19 protein-coding genes are annotated in these 22,152 nt (G+C 34.5%); 12 read left to right on the top strand and 7 right to left on the bottom strand.

What is annotated here, in order from left to right; translation table 11 throughout:
• The 10 genes from FF52_RS14680 (at position 1) to FF52_RS14725 (ending at position 14,534) form a co-directional block, all read left to right on the top strand.
• On the top strand, positions 1-1,509 hold the full coding sequence (locus FF52_RS14680; RefSeq protein ID WP_008466693.1) for a RagB/SusD family nutrient uptake outer membrane protein: 1,509 nt from the start codon (positions 1-3) through the stop codon (positions 1,507-1,509).
• A 67-nt stretch (positions 1,510-1,576) separates the two neighbouring features.
• Positions 1,577-2,413 carry a hypothetical protein gene (locus FF52_RS14685; RefSeq protein WP_157498617.1) on the top strand — a complete coding sequence of 279 codons (837 nt, stop codon included), beginning with the start codon at positions 1,577-1,579 and terminating at the stop codon, positions 2,411-2,413.
• Between the two features lie 152 nt (positions 2,414-2,565).
• Complete coding sequence (locus tag FF52_RS14690) at positions 2,566-4,020, top strand: glycoside hydrolase family 30 protein (RefSeq protein ID WP_008466698.1); 1,455 nt, start codon at positions 2,566-2,568, stop codon at positions 4,018-4,020.
• A gap of 91 nt (positions 4,021-4,111) precedes the next feature.
• Positions 4,112-5,563 (top strand): glycoside hydrolase family 30 protein, encoded by a 1,452-nt coding sequence (locus tag FF52_RS14695; protein WP_008466700.1) that lies wholly within the window; start codon positions 4,112-4,114, stop codon positions 5,561-5,563.
• Positions 5,564-5,592: 29 nt separating this feature from the next.
• Positions 5,593-7,062: a glycoside hydrolase family 30 protein gene (locus tag FF52_RS14700; RefSeq protein ID WP_008466702.1), complete on the top strand. Its 1,470-nt coding sequence runs from the start codon at positions 5,593-5,595 to the stop codon at positions 7,060-7,062.
• 16 nt (positions 7,063-7,078) lie between these two features.
• Positions 7,079-8,824, top strand: a complete 1,746-nt coding sequence (locus tag FF52_RS14705) for a cellulase family glycosylhydrolase (RefSeq protein WP_035691668.1) — start codon at positions 7,079-7,081, stop codon at positions 8,822-8,824.
• Positions 8,825-8,884: 60 nt separating this feature from the next.
• Positions 8,885-9,955: a glycoside hydrolase family 16 protein gene (locus FF52_RS14710; RefSeq protein ID WP_008466706.1), complete on the top strand. Its 1,071-nt coding sequence runs from the start codon at positions 8,885-8,887 to the stop codon at positions 9,953-9,955.
• A gap of 72 nt (positions 9,956-10,027) precedes the next feature.
• Positions 10,028-10,867 (top strand): endonuclease/exonuclease/phosphatase family protein, encoded by an 840-nt coding sequence (locus FF52_RS14715; RefSeq protein WP_008466708.1) that lies wholly within the window; start codon positions 10,028-10,030, stop codon positions 10,865-10,867.
• Between the two features lie 2 nt (positions 10,868-10,869).
• Positions 10,870-12,294 (top strand): glycoside hydrolase family 30 protein, encoded by a 1,425-nt coding sequence (locus FF52_RS14720; RefSeq protein WP_008466710.1) that lies wholly within the window; start codon positions 10,870-10,872, stop codon positions 12,292-12,294.
• Between the two features lie 11 nt (positions 12,295-12,305).
• Positions 12,306-14,534, top strand: coding sequence for a glycoside hydrolase family 3 N-terminal domain-containing protein (locus FF52_RS14725; protein ID WP_008466712.1), 2,229 nt, complete (start codon positions 12,306-12,308; stop codon positions 14,532-14,534).
• 236 nt (positions 14,535-14,770) lie between these two features.
• Here FF52_RS14725 and FF52_RS14730 read toward each other — a convergent pair whose 3' ends face one another.
• Both FF52_RS14730 and FF52_RS14735 read right to left on the bottom strand, forming a co-directional pair.
• The gene (locus FF52_RS14730; protein WP_008466714.1) at positions 14,771-16,792 is read right to left on the bottom strand and encodes a hypothetical protein; all 2,022 of its coding nucleotides are present in this window, start codon (positions 16,790-16,792) and stop codon (positions 14,771-14,773) included.
• A 149-nt stretch (positions 16,793-16,941) separates the two neighbouring features.
• Positions 16,942-17,199 (bottom strand): hypothetical protein, encoded by a 258-nt coding sequence (locus FF52_RS14735; RefSeq protein ID WP_008466716.1) that lies wholly within the window; start codon positions 17,197-17,199, stop codon positions 16,942-16,944.
• A 262-nt stretch (positions 17,200-17,461) separates the two neighbouring features.
• Here FF52_RS14735 and FF52_RS14740 point away from each other — a divergent pair, with 262 nt between their 5' ends.
• Positions 17,462-18,217 (top strand): NUDIX hydrolase, encoded by a 756-nt coding sequence (locus FF52_RS14740; RefSeq protein WP_008466717.1) that lies wholly within the window; start codon positions 17,462-17,464, stop codon positions 18,215-18,217.
• Between the two features lie 61 nt (positions 18,218-18,278).
• Positions 18,279-18,599 carry an MmcQ/YjbR family DNA-binding protein gene (locus FF52_RS14745; RefSeq protein WP_008466718.1) on the top strand — a complete coding sequence of 107 codons (321 nt, stop codon included), beginning with the start codon at positions 18,279-18,281 and terminating at the stop codon, positions 18,597-18,599.
• 4 nt (positions 18,600-18,603) lie between these two features.
• Here the strand turns inward: FF52_RS14745 and FF52_RS14750 are convergent, their stop codons facing one another.
• The 5 genes from FF52_RS14750 to FF52_RS14770 form a co-directional block, all read right to left on the bottom strand.
• Positions 18,604-19,212 (bottom strand): alpha-ketoglutarate-dependent dioxygenase AlkB family protein, encoded by a 609-nt coding sequence (locus FF52_RS14750; RefSeq protein ID WP_008466719.1) that lies wholly within the window; start codon positions 19,210-19,212, stop codon positions 18,604-18,606.
• Positions 19,199-19,444: an Ada metal-binding domain-containing protein gene (locus FF52_RS14755; RefSeq protein ID WP_008466720.1), complete on the bottom strand. Its 246-nt coding sequence runs from the start codon at positions 19,442-19,444 to the stop codon at positions 19,199-19,201. Before FF52_RS14755 ends, FF52_RS14750 begins: the two co-directional genes overlap by 14 nt.
• Positions 19,445-19,578: 134 nt before the next feature.
• Positions 19,579-20,283 carry a 2OG-Fe(II) oxygenase gene (locus FF52_RS14760; protein WP_008466721.1) on the bottom strand — a complete coding sequence of 235 codons (705 nt, stop codon included), beginning with the start codon at positions 20,281-20,283 and terminating at the stop codon, positions 19,579-19,581.
• The gene (locus FF52_RS14765) at positions 20,280-21,035 is read right to left on the bottom strand and encodes an SDR family oxidoreductase (protein ID WP_008466722.1); all 756 of its coding nucleotides are present in this window, start codon (positions 21,033-21,035) and stop codon (positions 20,280-20,282) included. The genes FF52_RS14760 and FF52_RS14765 overlap by 4 nt, the downstream gene beginning before the upstream one ends.
• Before the next feature lie 188 nt (positions 21,036-21,223).
• Entirely contained in the window at positions 21,224-22,066 is an 843-nt protein-coding gene (locus FF52_RS14770) for a bifunctional helix-turn-helix domain-containing protein/methylated-DNA--[protein]-cysteine S-methyltransferase (protein ID WP_008466723.1), read from the bottom strand.
• Between the last annotated feature and the right edge of the window lie 86 nt (positions 22,067-22,152).

Raw genomic sequence — 22,152 nt, forward strand, 5'->3', positions numbered from 1 at the left:
ATGAAAATTAAAAATATAAGATATTCATTCATCGCCGCTGGGTTGTTACTTCTAGGCTCTTCTTGTGGTGAAGATTTTTTAACAGTTGAGCCAAAAGGGCTTCCGTTAGTAGATAATTATTATAAAGATGAATCAGAAGCATTTTCTGCATTGGTTGCTGTTTATGATATTATGGGGAAACAATCTAAAGGTTTTGAAAACATGATCACTATGCTAAATGCTGGTTCAGATGATTTCTATGCCGGAGGAGGAGGGCCTGGAGATGGTGCTGGTATACACGCTTTTGATAACTATAAATTGGATAAGATAAATATGCCAAGAAGTTATTGGGGTGACTTTTTTCAAGGAATTGGTAGAGCAAATATTTTATTGGTAAAATTGCCAGGTGTAAGTATGTCTGATGCTAAAAAAGCACGTTTTGCAGCAGAAGCAAAAGCATTAAGAGGGTATTTCTATTTTGAATTGGTAAGAACATTTAAAAATTTACCATTAATTCTAACTCCAATTTCACCAGCTGAGGGATATAAAGTTACTCAAGTTAGTCCAGAAGAAATTTATGCGCAAATAGAGAAAGATTTAATAGAAGCAAAAGCTGTACTACCTAATAAAGTTGATGTTCCAACAGAAGGAGGTCGTCTTTCAAAAGGAGCAGTACAGGCACTATTAGGTAAAGTTTATTTGTACGAAGGTAAAAACTCATTAGCAGCTGCCGAATTTGCAGATGTAAATGGTACACCTGGAGGAACTAGTATGTACGGCTACAAATTGTTAGATAAATTCTCAGATTTATGGGTAATCAGTAATAAATTTAACTCAGAAGCTATTATCGAAATCATGCATACAGATAAAAGTAATGCAGATTGGGGTTTCTGGGGCGGTGGAGCTGACGAAGGAAACTCTGTAAATATCATGGTTGGTCCAAGAGGATATGGTAGAAAAGACCTAACATTGCCAGATTATATCTCAGGGTGGAGCTTCAATCCAGTAACTCAAAGTTTATATGATGCTCTAAAAGGCGATCCACGTTTTAATTCAACAATTTTTGATTTACGTGCTCTTAAAGCATCAGGGGCAGCGGATTATGCGCCAGGTGATCAGGATACTGGATACTTCTTAAAGAAGTTTATGCCTTTAAACTCTGATACATCTACAGGAGGAGGAGCAACAGCTTTAAATTACAAACAGGATACTTATGCAATACGTTTAGCTGATACTTACTTGATGGAAGCAGAAGCGTTAGGAGGAACTGGAGCTAGAGCGCAAGCTCTATTAGATGCAGTAAGAGCTAGAGTTGGATTGGCTTCTGTGCCAGTTTCATTAGATGCAATTGCTAATGAGAGAAGATTAGAATTGGCTGGTGAGGGACACCGTTGGTTTGACTTAGTTAGAACTGGAAAAGCTGCAACTGTTCTTGCTGGTGATGGATTTGTTGCTGGTAAAAATGAAGTTTGGCCTATTCCACAGAAAGACTTAGAGAATACTCAGTTAGTTCAAAATCCTAATTACTAATTAGTTAATACAATATCATATGAAAATAAATTTAGTAAGAAAACAAAGTTTTTTAGCATTGTTTTTTATGGCAGTAGTATTAAGTTTAACTAGCTGTCAGCCTGAGGACTCCATTGCTAATAATGGATTAACTAATAATAATGTCGATGCTTCTTTTACCATCACACCTGTTGAAGGAAAAGTAAATACTTACAAATTAGTGGCTCAGCCAAAGGGAGTTTTAAAATCATTATGGGATACAGGAGCGGGTACTTATTCGGGTAAAATGGAAGAGGAAATTTCTTTACCAGATGCAGGAACATATACAATTGTACATACTGCAATTGGTGCTGGAGGTGCAACAGCTACAAAATCACAAGATGTTGTAGTTGCTACGTCAGATCCTTTAAAAGGAAACCTAGTGCAAGGAGGTTCTTTTGCCAGTGCCGAAGATCAAGCAAAATGGACAGTTTTAAATCTTAGCGCTACAGGCGCAGCATTTTGGTCATTTGCCAATAGTAGTGCAACTATCCACTCTCCGGGAGGATGGGCACAGGAAGGAATTTATCAAGCAATAGATGTTGTAAAGGATAAAGAGTATACAATAGATATGAAAGTTTCTTCTTTGAGTGGTTCTGATGAAACTTGGTTTGAAGTGTATGCTGGTAAATCAGTTCCACAATCTGGAGTTGAATACAAAGACAATAAAGTTATGGGATTAAGCACTTGGGATGGTTGTGCAAAATCAGGTTTCTCAGGAATGCTTTCTGTAGTTGGTTGCGTGAAAAATGAAAAAACAGGCACAGTTTCTAACGTTGTCAAATTCAGTGAAAGCGGAAAAATTTACTTATTGATTCGCTCTGGTGGTAATACCTTCACTAAAGACGGAATTACAGTTTCAAAAATTGAATTCCGAGGAAAATAAAAAGTTAAGTTAAGTTTAAGTTTAAGTTTAAGTTTGGTTGTAAATAGCCCATAATCATTATGAGTATGGGCTATTTTTTAAATCCTTTATAGGTAGAACTCTATTTTGATTTCTTCTAAACTTCAATTTAAAAACATAATAATTGGAAGCGAATGAAAAAAAATAGCCTAAAAATTTTATGCCTTTTGTTTTCTGCTGCAGCATTTGCGCAACAGCCAAAAACAAAAAAAGAGTTTACAACCAACGGCAAAAAAATAACCGTTTATACTACCGCAGAAAACTCAAAGTTGAGATTAACAACTACAGATAATTTGACTTTTTCTGCTGCAAAACAACCCTTAGAAACAGAAACTTCTGTTTTTGTGGAACCATCTAAAAAGTTTCAGACTTTTATGGGAATCGGAGGAGCTATTACAGATGCTAGCGCCGAAATATTTGCTAAACTTTCAAAAGAAAAACAAGCAGAATTTTTAGATGCTTACTACGATAAACAAAAAGGAATAGGCTATTCTTTGCTAAGAACAACAATTCAAAGTTCTGATTTTAGCAGTGGAAGCTATTCTTATATCGAAGAAGGGGACAAAGAGCTGAAGACTTTTTCTATTGATCACGACAAGCAATTTCGTATTCCTTTAATAAAGCAAGCTATACACAAAGCAGGTGGAAAATTGATGACTTACGCTGCTCCTTGGTCGCCAAATGCTTTTATGAAAAGCAATAAAAATGTATTAAAAGGCGGTACTCTGCTTCCTGAATACTATCAGACTTGGGCCAACTTTTATGTAAAATTTATTAAAGCCTACGAAAAAGAAGGAATTCCGATTTGGGGAACTTCAACACAAAATGAGCCAATGGCTGTACAGACTTGGGAATCTTGTATTTATACGGCTGAAGCCGAAAGAGACTTTATCAAAAATTATCTTGGGCCAACTTTGAAAAAAGAAAATCTTGGTGATAAAAAAATAATTGTTTGGGATCATAACCGTGATTTGATGAATTATCGTGCTAACGTAATTTACTCAGATCCTGAAGCATCAAAGTATGTTTGGGGAATGGGATTTCACTGGTACGAGACTTGGTCAGGCGGAGCGCCAATGTTTGATAATGTAGGTAAAGTAAATGAAGCTTATCCAGACAAAAAACTGATGTTTACTGAGGGCTGTATTGAAAAATTTGATGCATCGAAATATCAATTTTGGGGTAATGCAGAACGCTACGGAATTAACATGATCCATGATTTTAATAACGGAACAGTTGCTTGGACGGATTGGAATATTCTTCTAGACCAGAATGGTGGACCAAACCATGTTGGGAATTTCTGTTTTGCACCGATACATGCAGATATCACTACAGGAGAATTAATCTACACGCCATCTTATTATTACATCGGACACTTTTCAAAGTTTATCCGTTTAAATGCTACTCGAGTAAGCACTGCAGTAAGCAAAAGCGCTTTATTGAGTACCTCTTTTTTAAATGCTGATGGAACCATGGCAACTATTGTTATGAATCAATCTGCAAACGACCTCACCTACAATTTGATTATTGGAGATAAAAAGGCAGAAGTAAAAATTCCGCCACACGCTATACAAACACTTGTTTATTAATATTTTGTAGTAAAGTAATGTAGAGGACTAATTTGAATCATCCATTTTAGTCTTCTCTTGCTTTTAATTTTAAAACGATTATTTAAGCAACATGAAAGTTACCTCTCAAATATTTCTATCAGCCTTTGTATTAATGCAATTAAGCTGTTTCACCTCAAAAATAACAGCTCAAAAAAATAATAAAATAAAGGTTTACACTACTGCCGAAAATACCAACTTGAAATTATCATTATCAAATGATTTAATTTCAAAAAACAACACTCAACAACAAAAAACATCAACAGTATCTATTCTAGTAAATACTGATAAAACTGACCAGATATTCCTGGGAATCGGAGGAGCAATTACAGATGCAAGCGCCGAAGTTTTCGCAAAATTATCGCCAAAAAAACAGCAGGAATTCTTAAATGCTTATTACGATAAAAATAAAGGTATCGGGTATACTTTGGCAAGAACAAACATTCACAGTTGTGATTTCAGCAGTGATAGCTATACTTATGTTTCTGAAGGAGACAAAGACTTAAAGACTTTTAATATAGATCACGATCGAAAATATAGAATTCCTTTAATCAAAAAAGCAATTGAAACAGCCGGCGGGAAACTAACGTTATTTGTTAGCCCATGGAGTCCCCCAGCTTTCATGAAAGACAATAATGATATTTTGCACGGCGGCGTTTTATTGCCTGAATTTGCTCCAGCTTGGGCATTGTATTACACCAAATTCATAAAAGAATACGAAAAAGAAGGAATTCCAATCTGGGGAATGACAGTTCAAAACGAACCAATGGCCAAACAAAGATGGGAATCTTGCATCTACACTCCAGAAGCAGAAAGAGATTTTCTTAAAAATCATCTTGGTCCAACTTTAGAAAAAGAAGGGCTCGCTTCTAAAAATGTCATTATCTGGGATCATAACCGAGGAGACATGCTAACTAAAAGAGCCAATCTTGTTTTCTCAGATCCCGAAGTTTCTAAATATGCTTGGGGAATTGGATTTCACTGGTATGAAACTTGGAATGGAGGTCCGCCTCAATTTGAATCGGTAGCAAAAGTTCATGAAGCATTTCCAAACAAAAATCTGCTTTTTACAGAAGGCTGTATCGAAAAATTTGATGCTTCAAAATATCAATTCTGGGGAAATGCAGAGCGTTACGGAATCAATATGATTCATGATTTTAATAACGGAACAGTTGGTTGGACAGACTGGAATATTCTATTGGACCAGAATGGAGGCCCAAATCATGTTGGGAATTTTTGTTTTGCGCCAATCCATGCAGATACAACAAAAGATGAATTAATTTATACTCCAATGTATTATTATATTGGGCATTTCTCAAAATTCATTAGACCAAACGCAAAAAGAGTGCTTGAAACCATAAGCGATAAATCTTTATTGAGTACTTCTTTTAAAAATTCTGACGGACAATTGATTACGATTGTAATGAATCAATCTGGAAAAGAGATTGTTTATTCTTTAGAAAATCAAACAGGAAAAACCACAATCACCATTCCGGCACATGCTATACAGACTATTGTATACTAATTGTCAGACTAACTAAAAAACCACAGAAAATGAAATTTAATTTAAAGAATATTATAAAAGCGTTTTTCGTCATGGCAGCCGTCATGGCTCAGGTTAAATGCTCTTCGTCAAGTGATCCTGTAGAAAATCCGCCTGTAGATCCACCAGTAACACCTCCAGTAGTAGTTGCAAATGATGTTGATTTCTGGTTGACAAAAGGAAATCAAAGTGCATTGTTAGAAAAACAAACTGTAAAATTAGGATTTGGCACAACGGCAAATGCTTATGCTAATATTGAAGTGAATGCCGCTCAAAAATATCAGACCGTTGATGGTTTCGGATATACTTTGACAGGAGGAAGCGTAGACGTTATAAACCAATTAAACGCAACAAAAAGAACTGCTCTTTTACAAGAATTATTCGGGAATGGAGAAAACTCAATTGGAGTAAGTTATATCAGAATCAGTATTGGAGCTTCAGATTTAAATGCAACGCCTTTTACTTATAATGATCTTGCGACAGGAGAAACAGATTTAAATCTAGATAAATTTAGTTTAGAAAAAGATAAAAATCTAATTGCCATGCTAAAAGAAATTCTGGCAATTAATCCTAAAATTTTAATTTTAGCAACACCTTGGTCTGCACCTATTTGGATGAAAGATGTCGCAAGTTTTAAAGGAGGAAAACTGAAAACAGAATATTATGATGTTTACGCTAAATATTTTGTAAAATACATTCAGCAGATGAAAGCAGAAGGGATTACAATTGATGCTATAACTCCTCAAAACGAACCTTTGCATGACGGAAACAATCCGAGTATGTATATGTCTGCTACAGATCAGGCCAATTTTATAAAAAACAGTTTAGGGCCGGCTTTTAAAACAGCAAATCTAAACGTGAAAATCATTGCTTACGATCACAATTGCGATAATCCGAATTATCCAAAAACCATTTTAGCAGATGCAGACGCTTATCCTTATGTTGATGGATCTGCGTTCCATTTATATGCTGGTGACATCACAGCTTTACTTAATGTTTACAATTCGTATCCAGCCAAAAATGTTTATTTTACAGAGCAATGGACTTCATCACAAGGGCAGTTTGAAGGCGATTTAAAATGGCATCTTCGAAATGTAATTATCGGCTCAATGAGAAATTACAGTAAAAATGCATTAGAGTGGAATCTAGCAAATAATGCAAGTTTTGGTCCTCACACAGATGGAGGCTGCAACATGTGTAAAGGTGCTATAACTATAACTTCAGGCAATAGTTTTGAGCGTAATGTAGCATATTATATTATTGCACATGCTTCAAAATTTGTCCCAATGGGATCTACTAGAATTGAAAGCAATTCTGGCGGAAGTTTGCAAAATGTTGCTTTTATCACGCCTTCTGGTTCTAAAGTCCTGATTGTTGAAAATGATGGTTCTGCAACGGAAACTTTCAACATTAAATTTAATGGAAAATGGGTAACAACTTCGCTTGATGCAGGTTCAGTTGGGACTTATACTTGGAAATAAATTTAGAACCATTCGTATGAAAAAAATAATTTTAGCAGCACAGCTTCTCATTTCGATTGCTTCTTTCGGACAAGGTTTCTTGCACAGAGACGGACAAAAAATTGTTGATGGTAATGGCAAAAATGTTCTTTTAAGAGGTTTAGGCCTTGGCGGATGGATGGTGCAGGAAGGCTATATGTTGAAGACCCAGCCATTTGCCAGTCCGCAATATCAAATTCGACAAAAAATACAAGATGTAATTGGCGAAGAGGGAACAAAAGAATTCTACGCAGCCTATAAAGCAAACGGAATCACAAAACGAGATATCGATTCTTTGGCAAAATGGGGATTTAATTCTATTCGTCTTCCAATGCATTACAATCTTTATACTCCACCAATCGAGCAAGAAAAAAGCGGTGAAATCACTTGGATCGAAGAAGGTTTTACCATGACAGACAATTTGCTGAAATGGTGTGCAGAAAATAAAATATACCTGATTTTAGATTTGCACGCTGCTCCAGGCGGACAAGGAAACGATGCGGCAATTTCGGACTTTGACACGACAAAACCTGCACTTTGGCAAAGCGAAGCTAATCAGAAAAAAATGATTGCTTTATGGAAGAAATTGGCTTCTCGTTACCGAGATAATCCTTGGATTGGCGCTTATGATATTATCAACGAGCCAAACTGGAATTTTACAGGATCAAACAAAAATGGCTGTGACGAAAATTCAAACGGACCTTTAAGAGATTTGATGGTTGCGGTTACAAAAGCCATTCGCGAAGTCGATACCAATCATTTAATTTTTATTGAAGGAAACTGCTGGGGAAATAACTACAACGGAATTTTTCCTCTTTGGGATGACAATCTAGCTTTAAGTTTTCACAAATATTGGAACTATACCGACAAGGCTTCGATTGAACAGATGTTGGGCTATAGAGAAAAATACAATGTGCCAATTTGGATGGGAGAAAGCGGAGAAAATTCGAATGTTTGGTTTAAAGATGCTTTGACTTTGGTTGAAACAAACAACATTGGATGGGCTTTTTGGCCAATGAAAAAAATAGACAATATTGCCGGAGTAACATCAGTTACTAAAATTCCAGAATATGATGTTTTATTGAAATATTGGAAAGACGGAGGACCAAAACCATCTCCAGAATTTGCAAAAAAGACCTTGATGAAAATAGCAGACAATTACAAAATGGAAAACGTAACTGTTAAGCCAGATGTAATAGATGCTATGTTTAGACAAGTGCAGACAGACGATACAAAACCATACAAGAAGAACGCAGTTCCGGGAAAAATTGCGGCAACGCATTATGATTTAGGTACAAACGGAAAAGCATATTCAGATACTGATTTTATAAATTACAGATCGGTAACTGGAAAAGACGAGCAATGGAATCGCGGTAATAGCATGAGAAATGATGGAGTTGATATTTTGCCATGTAAGGATAAAGATTCAAACGGCTATCAAGTTTCATTTATCGAAGACGGAGAATGGATTCAGTACACTGTCGACGCAAAAGAAGGAACTTACAATGTTGCGATTCGTTATTCGAGCGAAAAAGGAGAAGGGAAATTGTATTTAGAGACTGAAGGAGGAGCAAAATCAACAGTGATATTACTTCCTTCAACTGGAGGAAATGATAAATGGAAAACAGTTGTTTTATCTAATGTTGTATTGAGATCAGGTTCAAATAAAGTAAAAGCTGTATTTGAAAAAGGAGGTTTTAATCTGAACTATTTTGACTTTGTTATGAACAAAAACAAAAAGTAGACGAAATAATATTTATCTTGATATTCAATTTATTAACTAAACCATTTAAATAATAAAAAGATGAAAATAATCAATCTCGCCAATAGAGCAGCAGTATTTACTTTAATCCTATTGTTTGTATTTCAGTCTTGCAGCAGTAACAATGATACGACCGATAGTCCTGTCGTAGCTCCTGATAAAATCTCAGTACAAGTTGATGTAATTGGAAAAACTGCCGAAATGCCAAATGGAGACGGAAGCGGAAAAATTAATTTAAAGATCGAAGCTCCTAATGCAAAGTCATATAAGGTTGTGGTAAACAATGAAACAAAAGAGTTTACAACTAGCAATTTTTCATATGAATTTACTCAGCCAGGAACCAAAACCTATACTATTGATGTTACAGCATTTAATGGAATAAAATATATTAATACATCTACAACAGTAAATATTTTCGTAGCCAGAAAAATAATCTGGGCAGACGAATTCAATACAGATGGAGCTCCTGATTCTTCAAAATGGGGTTACGATTTGGGAACTGGCAATGGCTGGGGAAATAACGAATTAGAATATTATACTGATAGATCTGAGAATGTAAAAATTGAAAATGGACTTTTAAAGATTACAGCAATCAAAGAAAATTATCAAGGAAGCCAATACACTTCGACAAGAATGCTGACAAAAGGTAAATTTTCTTTTAAATACGGAAGAGCAGAAGTTCGCGCAAAATTACCATCTGGTGGCGGGACTTGGCCAGCTTTTTGGCTGTTAGGAGACAATATTGGTACTGTGGGCTGGCCAGCATGCGGAGAAATAGACATTTTAGAATCAGTTGGAAACAATCCAAACGTAATTCATTCTTCACTGCATTCTCCAGGACGTTCAGGAAATACGCCAGATACCAAAACAACAACAGTTCCAAATTCGACAACTGAGTTTCACATTTATGCAGCCGAATGGAGTGCCGAAAACATCAAATTTTATGTAGACGATAATTTATTTTACACTTATAAAAACTCAAGCACAACTCCATTTAATGCCAAATTTTTTGTGATTCTAAATTTAGCAATGGGAGGAAATTTTGGTGGAACTGTAGATCCAAATTTCAAAAGTGCCACTTATGAAATTGATTACGTAAGAGTGTATAATTAACATAACTTTTAAATAGATTTTTTTCTTTAAAGCCTCGTAAACACTAGCTTTACAAGATTAAAATTTTTTAACATGAAAAAGATAAACAAACTTGTTTTTGCAGTGATGCTGCTTTTAGCCGTGAACTCATTTTATGGTCAGAATTTAAAAATTATGACTTATAATATTCGTTTGGATGTTGCTTCAGATGGAGAAAATGCGTGGCCAAAACGAAAGGATTATTTCACATCTCAGATTGGGTTTTACAGTCCAGAAATTTTTGGAGTTCAGGAAGCAACGCCAAATCAAGTTTTAGATATTGCATCGGCTCTGCCAAATTATAACAGATTTGGAGTAGGAAGAGAGGAAGGCGGATTGGGAGAAGCTTGTACGATTTATTATAAAAAAGATCGTTTTAAAGTGGAACAATCGAACACTTTCTGGTTGTCTGAAACTCCAAACGTAGTTTCAAGAGGTTGGGATGCAGCCTGCAACAGAGTTTGCACTTACGGACTTTTTAAAGATTTAAAAACGAAAAAACTATTTTGGGTTTTCAATTTGCATTTAGATCATATGGGTGAAGAAGCAAGGGTAAAAGGCGTACAGCTTGTTCTTTCTAAAATAAAAGAATTGAATACAAAAAATTATCCAGCTTTTTTAATGGGTGATTTTAACTCGGAACCAGATACAAAACAGATTAAAGAAATTAAAAATGTGATGGATGATACCAAAGATGTTTCAAAAGAAAAACCTTTCGGACCTTCTGGAACTTTCAATGATTTCAAACACGACCAACCCGTAACCTTATTATTAGACTACATTTTTATTTCAAAAAATAGTGGTTTAAAAGTTCAAAAACACGCAGTGTTAAGTGATTCTAAAGATTTAAAATATCCGTCGGATCATTTGCCTGTCTTAATAGAAATAGATTAAAAATGAAAAACATCAACAAAAAACTTCAAATCCTAGTTTTGCTGCCATTAATTGCGATGCAGTTTAACTGTGGATCTTCAAAAAGTGTTACTGCCAATTCTGGAAAAGTAGAATCTTGGATTACTACTACAGATGAAACTTCAAAACTTAAAAAACAAACTGATTTGGTTTTTAGCTCAGAAACAAACTCAAATCAGACTATTGAAGTAAATCCAGCTGAGAAATTTCAAACCATTGAAGGTTTCGGATTCTCGTTAACAGGAGGAAGCGCTCAGGCTATCAAAAAATTAGATAAGGCAAAAAGAGAAGCGTTACTTCAGGAATTATTTTCAAGAAAAGACAATGCAATTGGTCTAAGTTATTTAAGAATAAGTATTGGAGCATCAGATTTGAATGAAAAAGTTTTTTCGTATGATGATATGCCAGAAGGACAAACAGATATGAATTTGGAGCACTTTAATCTTGGTCCAGATTTAAACGATGTAATTCCGGTTTTAAAAGAAATTTTAGCTATAAATCCGAAGATTAAAATAATGGGATCTCCGTGGTCGCCTCCAGTTTGGATGAAAGACAATGGAAGTTCTAAAGGCGGAAGCTTACAGCCAAAATACTACGGAGTTTATGCTCAGTATTTTGTAAAATATATTCAAGCAATGAAATCGCACGGAATTGTTATTGACGCCATTACACCTCAAAATGAGCCATTACATCCAGGAAACAATCCAAGTATGTTAATGTTGGCAGAACAGCAGGCAGATTTTATTGGAAATCATTTAGGTCCCGCTTTCGCGAAAGCAGGAATCAAAACTAAAATTATTGTTTACGATCACAATTGTAATAAGCCAGAATATCCTTTGACGATTTTAAGAGATCCAAAAGCAAATCCGTTTGTAACAGGATCAGCTTTTCACTTGTACGAAGGAGACATTAGCGCTTTAACGACTGTTCATAATGAATTTCCAAATAAAGATTTGTATTTTACAGAACAATATACAGGATCGGGAACTAACTTTGAAACAGACCTAAAATGGAGTGTGAAAAATGTAGTAATTGGTTCAATGAGAAACTGGAGTAAAAATGCACTTTCGTGGGGATTGGCAAATGATGAGTTTTACAAACCTTTTACGCCAGGAGGATGTTCAACTTGTAAAGGAGCTTTGATGATTGACCAAAATCAGAATATCAAAAGAGAAGTAGGATATTATATTATTGGACATGCTTCTAAATTTGTTCAAGAAGGTTCGGTAAGAATTGGAAGTAATATTGCAGGAAACTTATATAATGTGGCTTTCAAAACTCCATCAGGACAAACCGTTTTAATTGTAGAAAATGACGGAGCTTCGGCAGAAACATTTAATATTAAATACAACCAAAAACAAACTACAACCACACTAAACGCAGGTGCAGTTGCTACTTTCGTTTGGTAAAAACTTAAGCTATGAAAAAAGTAACCACAATTACGCTGTTTATGCTTTCGCTTTTGGCGTCGGCACAACAGCAGACAATAGATCAGAAAGTCAATGATCTGTTGAAAAAAATGACAATTGAAGAAAAAGTCGGCCAGTTGAATCAATATACTGGCGATAATCAGGCTACGGGACCAATTACCATAAATCCAAACAAACAAGCGGAAATAAAAGCAGGTTTAATCGGTTCGATGCTAAATGTTATCGGAACAAAATATACCAGAGGATATCAAGAATTGGCGATGCAGTCAAGACTTAAAATTCCGTTGTTGTTTGGTCAGGATGTTATTCACGGATACAAAACCACTTTTCCGTTGCCTTTAGCTGAAGCAGCAAGCTGGGATTTAGCAGCTATTGAATTGGGTGCACGTGTTGCTGCGACCGAAGCAGCAGCAAGTGGAATTCACTGGACATTTGCTCCAATGGTTGATATTGCACGCGATCCTCGTTGGGGACGTGTAATGGAAGGCGCAGGAGAAGACACTTATTTAGGTTCTAAAATTGCTTATGCGAGAGTAAAAGGTTTTCAAGGAAATAAATTAGGAGATTTAAACTCGGTTATGGCTTGCGTAAAACACTTTGCAGCTTATGGAGCAGGTGTTGGAGGAAGAGATTATAACTCTGTTGATATGAGCGAAAGAATGCTTTTAGAAACGTATTTGCCGCCTTTCAAAGCCGCTTTAGACGCTGGAGCGGCGACATTTATGAATTCGTTCAACGATATTAACGGAATTCCTGCAACAGGAAATGCGCATCTGCAAAGAGATATCTTAAAAGGAAAATGGAACTTTCAAGGATTCGTAGTTTCAGACTGGGGATCAATTGGAGAAATGGTTGCTCACGGTTATTCTAAAGATCTTAAAGAAGCGGCTTATTCTGCTATTACTGCAGGAAGTGACATGGATATGGAAAGTAATGCATACCGCAAGAATTTAGCAGAATTAGTAAAAGAAGGCAGAGTTTCTATAGATTTGGTTGATGACGCTGTAAGACGTATTCTTCGCAAGAAATTTGAATTAGGATTGTTTGATGATCCTTACAAATATTCAGATCCAAAGAGAGAAGAAAAAGCATTAAGCAATCCAGAGCATAGAAAAGCGGCTCTTGAAATGGCTGAGAAAAGTATTGTTTTATTAAAGAATGAAAACCAAACTTTACCAATTTCAAAAAGCACGAAAACAATTGCTTTTATCGGACCAATGGTAAAAGAATACAAAGCCAATATGGGATTTTGGGCTGTTGAATTGCCAGAAGTAAACTACGATAAATGGGTAGTTTCGCAATGGGATGGTTTGCAAAATAAAGTAGGCAAAAACACTAAATTATTGTACGCAAAAGGCTGTGAGGTTACAGGTGACAATAAAGATGGTTTTGCAGAAGCTGTGGCAACTGCCAAACAAGCCGATGTTGTTATTTTGAGTGTTGGTGAAAGACACGATATGAGCGGTGAGGCAAAAAGTCGAAGCGATATTCATTTGCCAGGAGTTCAGGAAGATTTGATAAAAGCAGTTATGGCTACAGGAAAACCAGTTGTAGTTTTAATTAATGCAGGAAGACCTCTTGTTTTCAATTGGACAGCAGACAATGTTCCTGCAATTATGTACACTTGGTGGTTAGGAACTGAAGCTGGAAATGCAATTGCGAATGTTTTATTTGGAGATTACAATCCATCAGGAAAATTGCCAATGACTTTCCCAAGAGAAGTAGGGCAAGTGCCAATTTATTACAATCACTTCAGTACGGGAAGACCTGCAAAAGATGAAAATTCAACTAACTATGTTTCGGCTTATATCGATTTGAAAAATTCTCCAAAATTTCCTTTTGGATACGGTTTGAGCTATACAACGTTTGATTATTCTGGTCTAAAATTATCTTCAAATAAAATAAAAAGCAACGAAACAATTAAAGTTTCTTTCCAATTGAAAAATACTGGAAAAGTTGCTGGAGAAGAAGTAGTTCAATTGTATTTGAAAGATAAATTTGGATCTGTTGTGAGACCAGTTTTAGAATTGAAAGATTTCCAAAAATTGAAATTAAATGCAGGTGAATCTAAAACAATCGAATTTATAATTGACAAAGAAAAACTTTCTTTCTACAATAATAAATTAGAATGGGTTGCTGAACCAGGAGATTTCGAAGTAATGATTGGAGCTTCGTCAGCAGATATAAAATTAAAATCTGATTTTGAATTAGTAAATTAATTCATTGGCTAAAATTAAAAAGTAAAGTTTAACACATAGAAACATAGATTTTTGTGTTGTAAAAAAAGAACAAAAGAAACAGGTTTCTACACATAGACAACTATGTGTGTTTAAATTAGTGAAACGCCTTTTTTTTAAGTCTTCAAACTATGTTTCTATGTGTTAAAAATAATTATATAAATGCATTAAATAAAAAAGCGAGGCTTTAAAAACCTCGCTTTTTCTATATCCAAATTTTATTTAAGACGTTTCTTAAAACTGTATTTCAGCATATTCAACAAGCCTTCTTCAATAATGTCTATTCCAATTCCGAAATTACTGTCAGCAACTTCATGATGCGCATTTCTAAAATCTTCAAAATCTTCAATTGGAATTTCTAGATTGATTAATGGTTTATAATCAATACTTATAGAAGCGCCGTTTTTGGTCACTTTTTTACGGCTTATATAATCAAAATACGGATTTACAATAGTACTTTCTTGAATAGTATATTTTTCCTGGGTGTCTATCTTCTGATCTGTCGTTAAATTGATTTCGTATTTCTCGTTATCAAAATTATGCCAGAAAGAAAGGTCATTGTGCATAAAATCACGTGCTGCATTTTTAACCACATTTCGATCAAAATACATTAAAAAACGATTTTTTTCTGCATCGACAAAATACGGATTTTCAATCGAAGTGTTGTACTGCATTGTAAACTCGTTTAGCTTTTTGTCATCGCTTACAATCTCAATTGTTGCATCTTTAAAAATGGTCCTGATATCTGTTCCGTTTCTATCGTTAGAATAATTTAAAGTATAAAACAAGAAATTATTCCAGCTGTCTATTATTTCTCTTTTGTTAGTGTTTTTGAAATATTTACGCATATAATTGGCACGATTTCCTTTGTAAGTCGTAACCAGTTTTAACTTTCCTGTATTATTTTGAGCACTAAAATCGACTTTCTCATTTATGCCATAATAAGAAAATTTATGAGGTTCTTTAATCGCCAATTCCTGATTTGGTTTCACTTCCAAATAATGCATAAAATAGATGTAGCCACGGTTTTCAATTAAACCAAATTCATCTCTCGAAGTGGCATCAACAAAATAAGTTTCGCCTTTGTAATTGATTTTTACAATGACGTGATTAAAAGTCAATAGAGACGGAAGATAATATTTGATGTAATGATCTGAGTTGAAGTTTACCAATACCACAGAAGAGTCAACATTGATGTAATCTAAAACGACTTTCAATAAAACCGATTTTGCCTTGCAATCCCCCTGCTTATTCTCATAAGTTACTGATGGTTCCTGCGGTTTGTGGCCGTTCATTTCATCAGCATTAAAAATATAGTAAACATGACTCTGAACATAGTCAATAGCAAACTGTAACTTTTCGTCTTGATCTGCAATGGCATCTAGTTTTTCAACAAGATTTGGAGCAAATTCTTTTAGAGAAGCTTTACTGTAGATTTCTTCATAAAATGGAGAAATATAATTAGATAAATCAATCCAATTTCGATCTGTGGCAAAATCAATAAAAGGCGCAATTTCTCTATTAACATCAAACGAATTAATGTAATTTTCTTTTTCGATTACAAATCGCTCTCCTTTTTTCAGGTAATTGATTTCTGGTTCTATGACATTTCCCTCTTCATTTCTGAAAAATGTTTTTTTGTAAGCGATTGTTTCTTTTCTATCATTGATAAATGAAAATTTATATTTTCCATAAGCCCAATATGAACTTGGGGTAACGTATACATATTTAAGAAACTCTTTTCGCATAAAATCGCGATCTGTAAAAACCTTTGAGCGAGAATCTTCAGTAATTAAAACATCATAGAGGCGTAAATCCTTAATGGTAATATTTACTTTTTTGTTGCTGCTTAAAATACCGCCTTCACTTTGATTTTCGCTGTCTAAAACTTTAATTTTGGTATCGGCAATTTTATCAATCAAAACGCCATCTCTCAAAACGCTGATTCGGTGTATAACATATGTCTCATTTTCTTCGACAACAACATCTCTTACCGAAGCGCTTTCTAGGTTTGATGGTTCGTTAAGTGTATAGGCAACACAAGCATATTCGCTGTTTTCAGTATCACTTGTGTAATAAACTTTATCTAAGAAATAGCAGAAATCACGCCCTTCGTCAACTTGTTTATTAGAGAAATCCGATTCTTTTATATATTCAATAAGTTGATCGTCGTTAATTGTAGGCGCCCAGCTTTCTGGTTTTTGAATTTTGTAGTTTTCTGATTCAATGATGTTTTCCATGTACTTTTTCTATAGGGGTATATTCTTACTTTTAAAAAAGGCTAAAATAATTAATAAATAATGATTTTCTTTCATAATGATGTGAAATTTATAATAAAAAAAGCCTCACTAAGAGTGAGGCCACATTATAAATTATAAACAGGACAGGGTTATTTTATAACAGTATTTACAAAATCCATAGCGCCAATTCCTTTATAAGAAGCATACAAAGCTTTATCGAATGCTTCTTGCTTTTCTTTTTTGTTTTTCGCATCAGTTTCAATAATCATCTCATTGAAAATTCTTTCCTGTTCTTCACTGTATTTCAATGAAGCTTCTAAGAGATAGGTTTTAGAAACAAATCCAAAAGAATTTAGAATTTTACTTCTAATCTTTTGATTAAAATTTTTTAAAGGATTGGCATTCATAACTTTCTACATTTAATTTCTACACTCACTTTGAAGATAAATGGTAGTTGGTATTATTTTTTGTTGTTTTTTGTTTTCAATTTTTAACAATCGAAATCATTAATGTGTTATTCTGACGCAATGTACTTATTTTTTTTAAATTTGAATTTAAATTTTCGTTAAAATTGTAATTTCGACACTTCTGATTTAATTGAAAATCACTTTAGTTTTCTAAAATTGAAGTAAATTGCAGAGTTATTAAAAGAAAATTTATAATATTTTGATGTTAAAAGACATTTTAGATAACAACGAAAACTATCAGCCTGGACTTTCTATAGACTGTGTTATTTTTGGTTTTCACGATAATCAGTTAAAAGTTTTATTGATTAAAGTAGAACGAGCCAATAAATGGTCTTTGCCTGGCGGATTTATTCCTGTTGATCAGGACATAGATGCTGCGGCGATTACAGTGCTGAATAGTAGAACTGGTGTTGATGGAGTGTTTTTAAGGCAATTTGCAACTTTTGGAAAAGTGAATCGAAATGATCAGCATTTTGATAAAAAAACGCTGGAATACTTTCAAATTGAAGAAGAAAAAGCGAAGTGGCTCACCCGACGTTTTGTGACGATTGGCTACTATGCTTTGGTAGATTTTTCTAAAATTCATCCAAATCCGGCAGGCAGATTTGAAGTTGTTGAATGGATTGATCACAAAGAAGTTCCAGAACTTATTCTAGATCATCGTGAAATTTTGGATAAAGCTCTAGATACTTTAAGAATCGAATTGAATTTAATGCCAATTGGTTACAACTTATTGCCAGAGAAATTTACTATTCCAGAATTGCAAAAATTATATGAAACGATTTTGGACAAAAAGCTGGATCGCCGAAATTTTTTGCGCAAAATTACTAATATCGGAATTCTAACAAAACTTGACGAAAAGAAAAGCAATGTAGCGCACAAAGCTCCAAACTTGTATTCTTTTGATAAAGATAAATATGAAGAAGTCTTGAAGAACGGATTAAATCAAGGTTGGTAAATTTAACATAACGTAGACTAACAGGTTTTTAAAACCTGTTAGGTCTGATAAAAAAGCCGATATGATTACAATTGAAAACTTTAGAAAATTAGCGTTATCATTTCCTAATGCAACTGAAGAACCTCATTTTGAGAAAACTTCCTTTCGAGTTAAAAAGAAGATTTTTGCCACTTTTGACGAAAAAAATCATCATGCCGTTTTAAAATTAAACGAAATCGATCAATCAGTTTTTTGTGCGTCGAGCGAAAAGATTTTTTATCCAATTCCAAACAAATGGGGGAAACAAGGCTGGACAATTGTCGAACTTTCAAGAGTAAGACCAGAAATGTTTGAAGATGCCTTGATCCGATCTTACGAAACTGTGGCTTCGCAAAAGAAGTAAACTTCTATCTCACAATGGTTCTAAAAGTCAAATTAACTCTTGGTTTCTGAGTACTTTTTGTTGGAGGAAGCCTGTGAAGCCAATGTGTTTGTGTTTCATCTTTCATAACCAGCAAGCTTCCATGTTCTAAAATCAGAGAAATGGTTTCTTTAGATTCTTTATGTTTGAAAGCAAATTTGCGTTCGGCACCAAAACTTACCGATCCAATTGCGCCATTTTTCTTTAAATCTTTTTCGGCATCGCTGTGCCAAGCCATTCCTTCTTCTCCAGTGTGATATAAATTCAGAAGGCAAGAATTGAAAGTTTCTCCTGTTTTTTCTTCGATAATTTTTTTTAATTCTAAAAGTTCAGGAGTCCAAGGCAAAGCTTTTTTGGTAATATTCGAATACGTGTATTCAAATTCCTGATCGCCATACCACGCAACTTTCCTTTTGGTCAAAATTAATTTTCCGAAGATAACAGCTTCATCATTTTTCCATTCAATTGTATTTAATAAAATATCACGGTAGAAGTTGGCGTCTGTTCTCGAAAATAGTTTTCCATAATAATTCACCGTTCCATCTTTCGGAAGCAGATTTGTTGTTTCGTCTATTTGCGGATTAAATAAGTCCATTTTTCCATTTTTGATAGTCTGATTTCATACAATGACCACAAGGCCTGAAACCATTTTGTTTGGCATCTTTTTCAGAAGAAAAGAAGACACGATTTTCCGTTTTCATTCTTTTTCCCGAAGAACATTTAAGTGTTCCGTAGATTTTTAATTTTTGGTTGCCACCGAAACAAATTTCGCCATTTTTAATTTTATTTCGAAGTTCTGAATCGGTTATTTTGTTGTGTTGCAGCATTTATTTTTTTCGTTTTTTTATCGTAGAGACGCACTGCAGTGTTTAAAGTTTTTCCGCCACGAATTCACGAATTATTTTTAAAATCTATGCGGATCGAATTTGTTTAATTTGTGAATTCGTGGCAGAAAAAATATTCACGAAAGGGCATCATGAAAAATAATTCCCAATGTATATCTTTCACCCGAATGAACTTCGCTTACGCCATGTTTCATATTCACACGATAATAACCTTTCGTGCCTTTTACAGGTCTGAAGTTGGTGGTAAAAATCAAAATATCTCCTTTTTTTGGTTTTAAAACAATCGCTTTAGATTGTGCTCTTGGCGTTTGTTGTGTTAAAACAAATTCACCGCCAGTAAAATCTTCATCAGGTTCATTTAGAAAAAGCACAATTTGAATAGGAAAATAAACATCTCCATACAAATCCTGATGTAAAGTATTAAAACCGCTTTTGCCATATTTCAGAATTAAAACTGTAGCTTTCAGCTGATTATTGGCATGACATTGTTTTAGCAAATCATCATGTTTTGCTGGAAATGTCGTGTCTATATTTAAAGCTTTCATCCATGCATTTGCGATTGGTGCCAATTTGGGATAAATTAAAGTTCGAATGTTTTGGATTAAATCTGGAAGCGGATAATTGAAATATTTGTATTCGCCTAAACCAAATCTATAACGTTCCATTACAACTGTTTTTCTATATAAATTTGGATTGTCATAATCGAATTTTAAGTCTTCGCATTGTTCATTATTAAGCACTTTTGGAATGATTGCGAATCCATTTTCGTGCATAGATTCGGTGATGCTCTCCCAGTTTAGAGATTCTATTTTTGTTTTCATGGTTTTGTTTTTGATAAACCGCCATCAACTCTTATTTCGATTCCGTGAATGTAAGAAGCATCATCTGAAGCTAGAAAAAGTGCTGTTTTGGCAATTTCAGATGGCTCTCCAAAACGTTGAAACGGTAGAGAAGGTGTAACGGCATCGATTGTATTTTGGATATTTTCCTGACTCATACCCGTATTATTGAAAATATTTGTGGCAATGTAACCTGGACTGATTCCGTTTACGCGTATTTTTTTTGAAGTGCATTCAGCGGCAAAAGTTTTGATAAAAGATTGAACAGCAGCTTTTGCAGCTGTGTAAATTGACATATTGGACTGGCCGATATCGGTTAAAAAAGTCGTATTTAAAATAATTGAACTTCCTTCTGGCATTAATGGCAAAATCTGCTGTACGGTAAAAAAAGTTCCTTTAACCAGCATATCAAAAACTTCATCAAATTCTTCGATTGTGACATTTTCAATAGAATTGAATTTTCCATATCCAGCATTTACAAACAAAACATCTATTTTATTGGCATGCTTTTTTATCTGATTTTGAAGTTCGAAAATGTCTGATAACTGTCCTGCGTTCGAAACAATTCCGATTGCATTTTTTCCTAATTCTTCAACGGCCTTATTTACTGTTTTTTCACTGCGTCCAGTTATAATTACTTTTGCTCCATTATTGATAAATTCTTGAGCAGTTGCAAATCCCATTCCGTTGGTTCCGCCTGTGATAAAAGCGGTTTTGTTTTTTAGTTTTTCCATTTCGTATGATTTTAGAATGCAAAGTTTCTAAAATCGGAAAGGGTAAAAAATCCGAAACTTGCGGTTTTGAGATTTGGGATTTTTAGCCACGACCCGAGTGATAGAGAACGGACGAAGTAATTCACGAATTATTTTTAAAATCTATGTGCATAGAATTAGTTTAATTCGTGAATTTGTGGCTAAAAAAATTAAAGATTTATGTGTGCACCTTCCCAGCCAATTATGGCTGTTTTTCGGGTATTTCCCCACATATAGCCGCCAAAGGTTCCAGAAGACTGAATCACGCGATGGCACGGAATTAAAAACGCAACAGGATTACTTCCAATGGCAGTTCCAACCGCTCTCGATGCATTTGGTTTTTGAATTTGGTGTGCAATCGAACCGTAAGTAGAAAGCTGTCCCATTGGAATTTTAAGTAAAGCTTCCCAAACTTTCAGTTGGAAGTCTGTTCCTTTCAGATGCAGTTTTATTTCTGATAATTTACTCCAATCATTTTGGAAAATGAATAATGCATTTTGCTGCGCTAAATCTAGTTTCTGGGTAAAAGATGCATTCGGAAATTTATCTTTCAATGCAAGAAATCCGGTTAATTCATCTTCGGCGAAAGCCATAAAACAAACGCCTTTTGAAGTCGATGCAACAATAATATTTCCAAACGGACTTTCTGCGTAACTATAATTGATGGCCAAGTTTTTTCCGCCGTTTTTATATTCGGCAGGAGTCATTCCTTCGATGTTTACAAACAAATCATGAAGGCGACTTGTTCCTGATAATCCTGTTTCAAAAGCAGTTTCAGAAACGGTTGCCTGATGTTCTTTGAGTAATTTTTTGGCGTGTTCGATGCTTGTATATTGTAAAAATTTCTTCGGACTAGTTCCTGCCCATTCACTAAAAAGCCTTTGAAAGTGAAACGGACTTAAATGTACTTTTTCTGCCACTTCATCTAGATTAGGCTGATCTTTAAAATTTGCTTTGATATAATCAATTGCTTCTGCAATACGGTTATAATTAATGGTTTCTTGTGTGTTCATTTTTCTTCCATTTTATAAGGCAAAGATCGATTGGTTTTGACAAGTATAAAATCCGAAACTTGCTGAGTTTTTTAACCGCAAACCGC

Origin of the sequence: Flavobacterium sp. F52, assembly GCF_000278705.1 — a bacterium.
GTDB classification, from domain to species: Bacteria; Bacteroidota; Bacteroidia; order Flavobacteriales; family Flavobacteriaceae; genus Flavobacterium; species Flavobacterium anhuiense.

Bases quoted from the DNA above. Each gene is read 5' to 3' on its own strand.
- FF52_RS14680 (WP_008466693.1), top strand. From the start codon at position 1: ATGAAAATTAAAAATATAAGATATTCATTCATCGCCGCTGGGTTGTTA.
- FF52_RS14685 (WP_157498617.1), top strand. From the start codon at position 1,577: ATGGCAGTAGTATTAAGTTTAACTAGCTGTCAGCCTGAGGACTCCATT.
- FF52_RS14690 (WP_008466698.1), top strand. From the start codon at position 2,566: ATGAAAAAAAATAGCCTAAAAATTTTATGCCTTTTGTTTTCTGCTGCA.
- FF52_RS14695 (WP_008466700.1), top strand. From the start codon at position 4,112: ATGAAAGTTACCTCTCAAATATTTCTATCAGCCTTTGTATTAATGCAA.
- FF52_RS14700 (WP_008466702.1), top strand. From the start codon at position 5,593: ATGAAATTTAATTTAAAGAATATTATAAAAGCGTTTTTCGTCATGGCA.
- FF52_RS14705 (WP_035691668.1), top strand. From the start codon at position 7,079: ATGAAAAAAATAATTTTAGCAGCACAGCTTCTCATTTCGATTGCTTCT.
- FF52_RS14710 (WP_008466706.1), top strand. From the start codon at position 8,885: ATGAAAATAATCAATCTCGCCAATAGAGCAGCAGTATTTACTTTAATC.
- FF52_RS14715 (WP_008466708.1), top strand. From the start codon at position 10,028: ATGAAAAAGATAAACAAACTTGTTTTTGCAGTGATGCTGCTTTTAGCC.
- FF52_RS14720 (WP_008466710.1), top strand. From the start codon at position 10,870: ATGAAAAACATCAACAAAAAACTTCAAATCCTAGTTTTGCTGCCATTA.
- FF52_RS14725 (WP_008466712.1), top strand. From the start codon at position 12,306: ATGAAAAAAGTAACCACAATTACGCTGTTTATGCTTTCGCTTTTGGCG.
- FF52_RS14730 (WP_008466714.1), bottom strand. From the start codon at position 16,792: ATGGAAAACATCATTGAATCAGAAAACTACAAAATTCAAAAACCAGAA.
- FF52_RS14735 (WP_008466716.1), bottom strand. From the start codon at position 17,199: ATGAATGCCAATCCTTTAAAAAATTTTAATCAAAAGATTAGAAGTAAA.
- FF52_RS14740 (WP_008466717.1), top strand. From the start codon at position 17,462: ATGTTAAAAGACATTTTAGATAACAACGAAAACTATCAGCCTGGACTT.
- FF52_RS14745 (WP_008466718.1), top strand. From the start codon at position 18,279: ATGATTACAATTGAAAACTTTAGAAAATTAGCGTTATCATTTCCTAAT.
- FF52_RS14750 (WP_008466719.1), bottom strand. From the start codon at position 19,212: ATGGACTTATTTAATCCGCAAATAGACGAAACAACAAATCTGCTTCCG.
- FF52_RS14755 (WP_008466720.1), bottom strand. From the start codon at position 19,444: ATGCTGCAACACAACAAAATAACCGATTCAGAACTTCGAAATAAAATT.
- FF52_RS14760 (WP_008466721.1), bottom strand. From the start codon at position 20,283: ATGAAAACAAAAATAGAATCTCTAAACTGGGAGAGCATCACCGAATCT.
- FF52_RS14765 (WP_008466722.1), bottom strand. From the start codon at position 21,035: ATGGAAAAACTAAAAAACAAAACCGCTTTTATCACAGGCGGAACCAAC.
- FF52_RS14770 (WP_008466723.1), bottom strand. From the start codon at position 22,066: ATGAACACACAAGAAACCATTAATTATAACCGTATTGCAGAAGCAATT.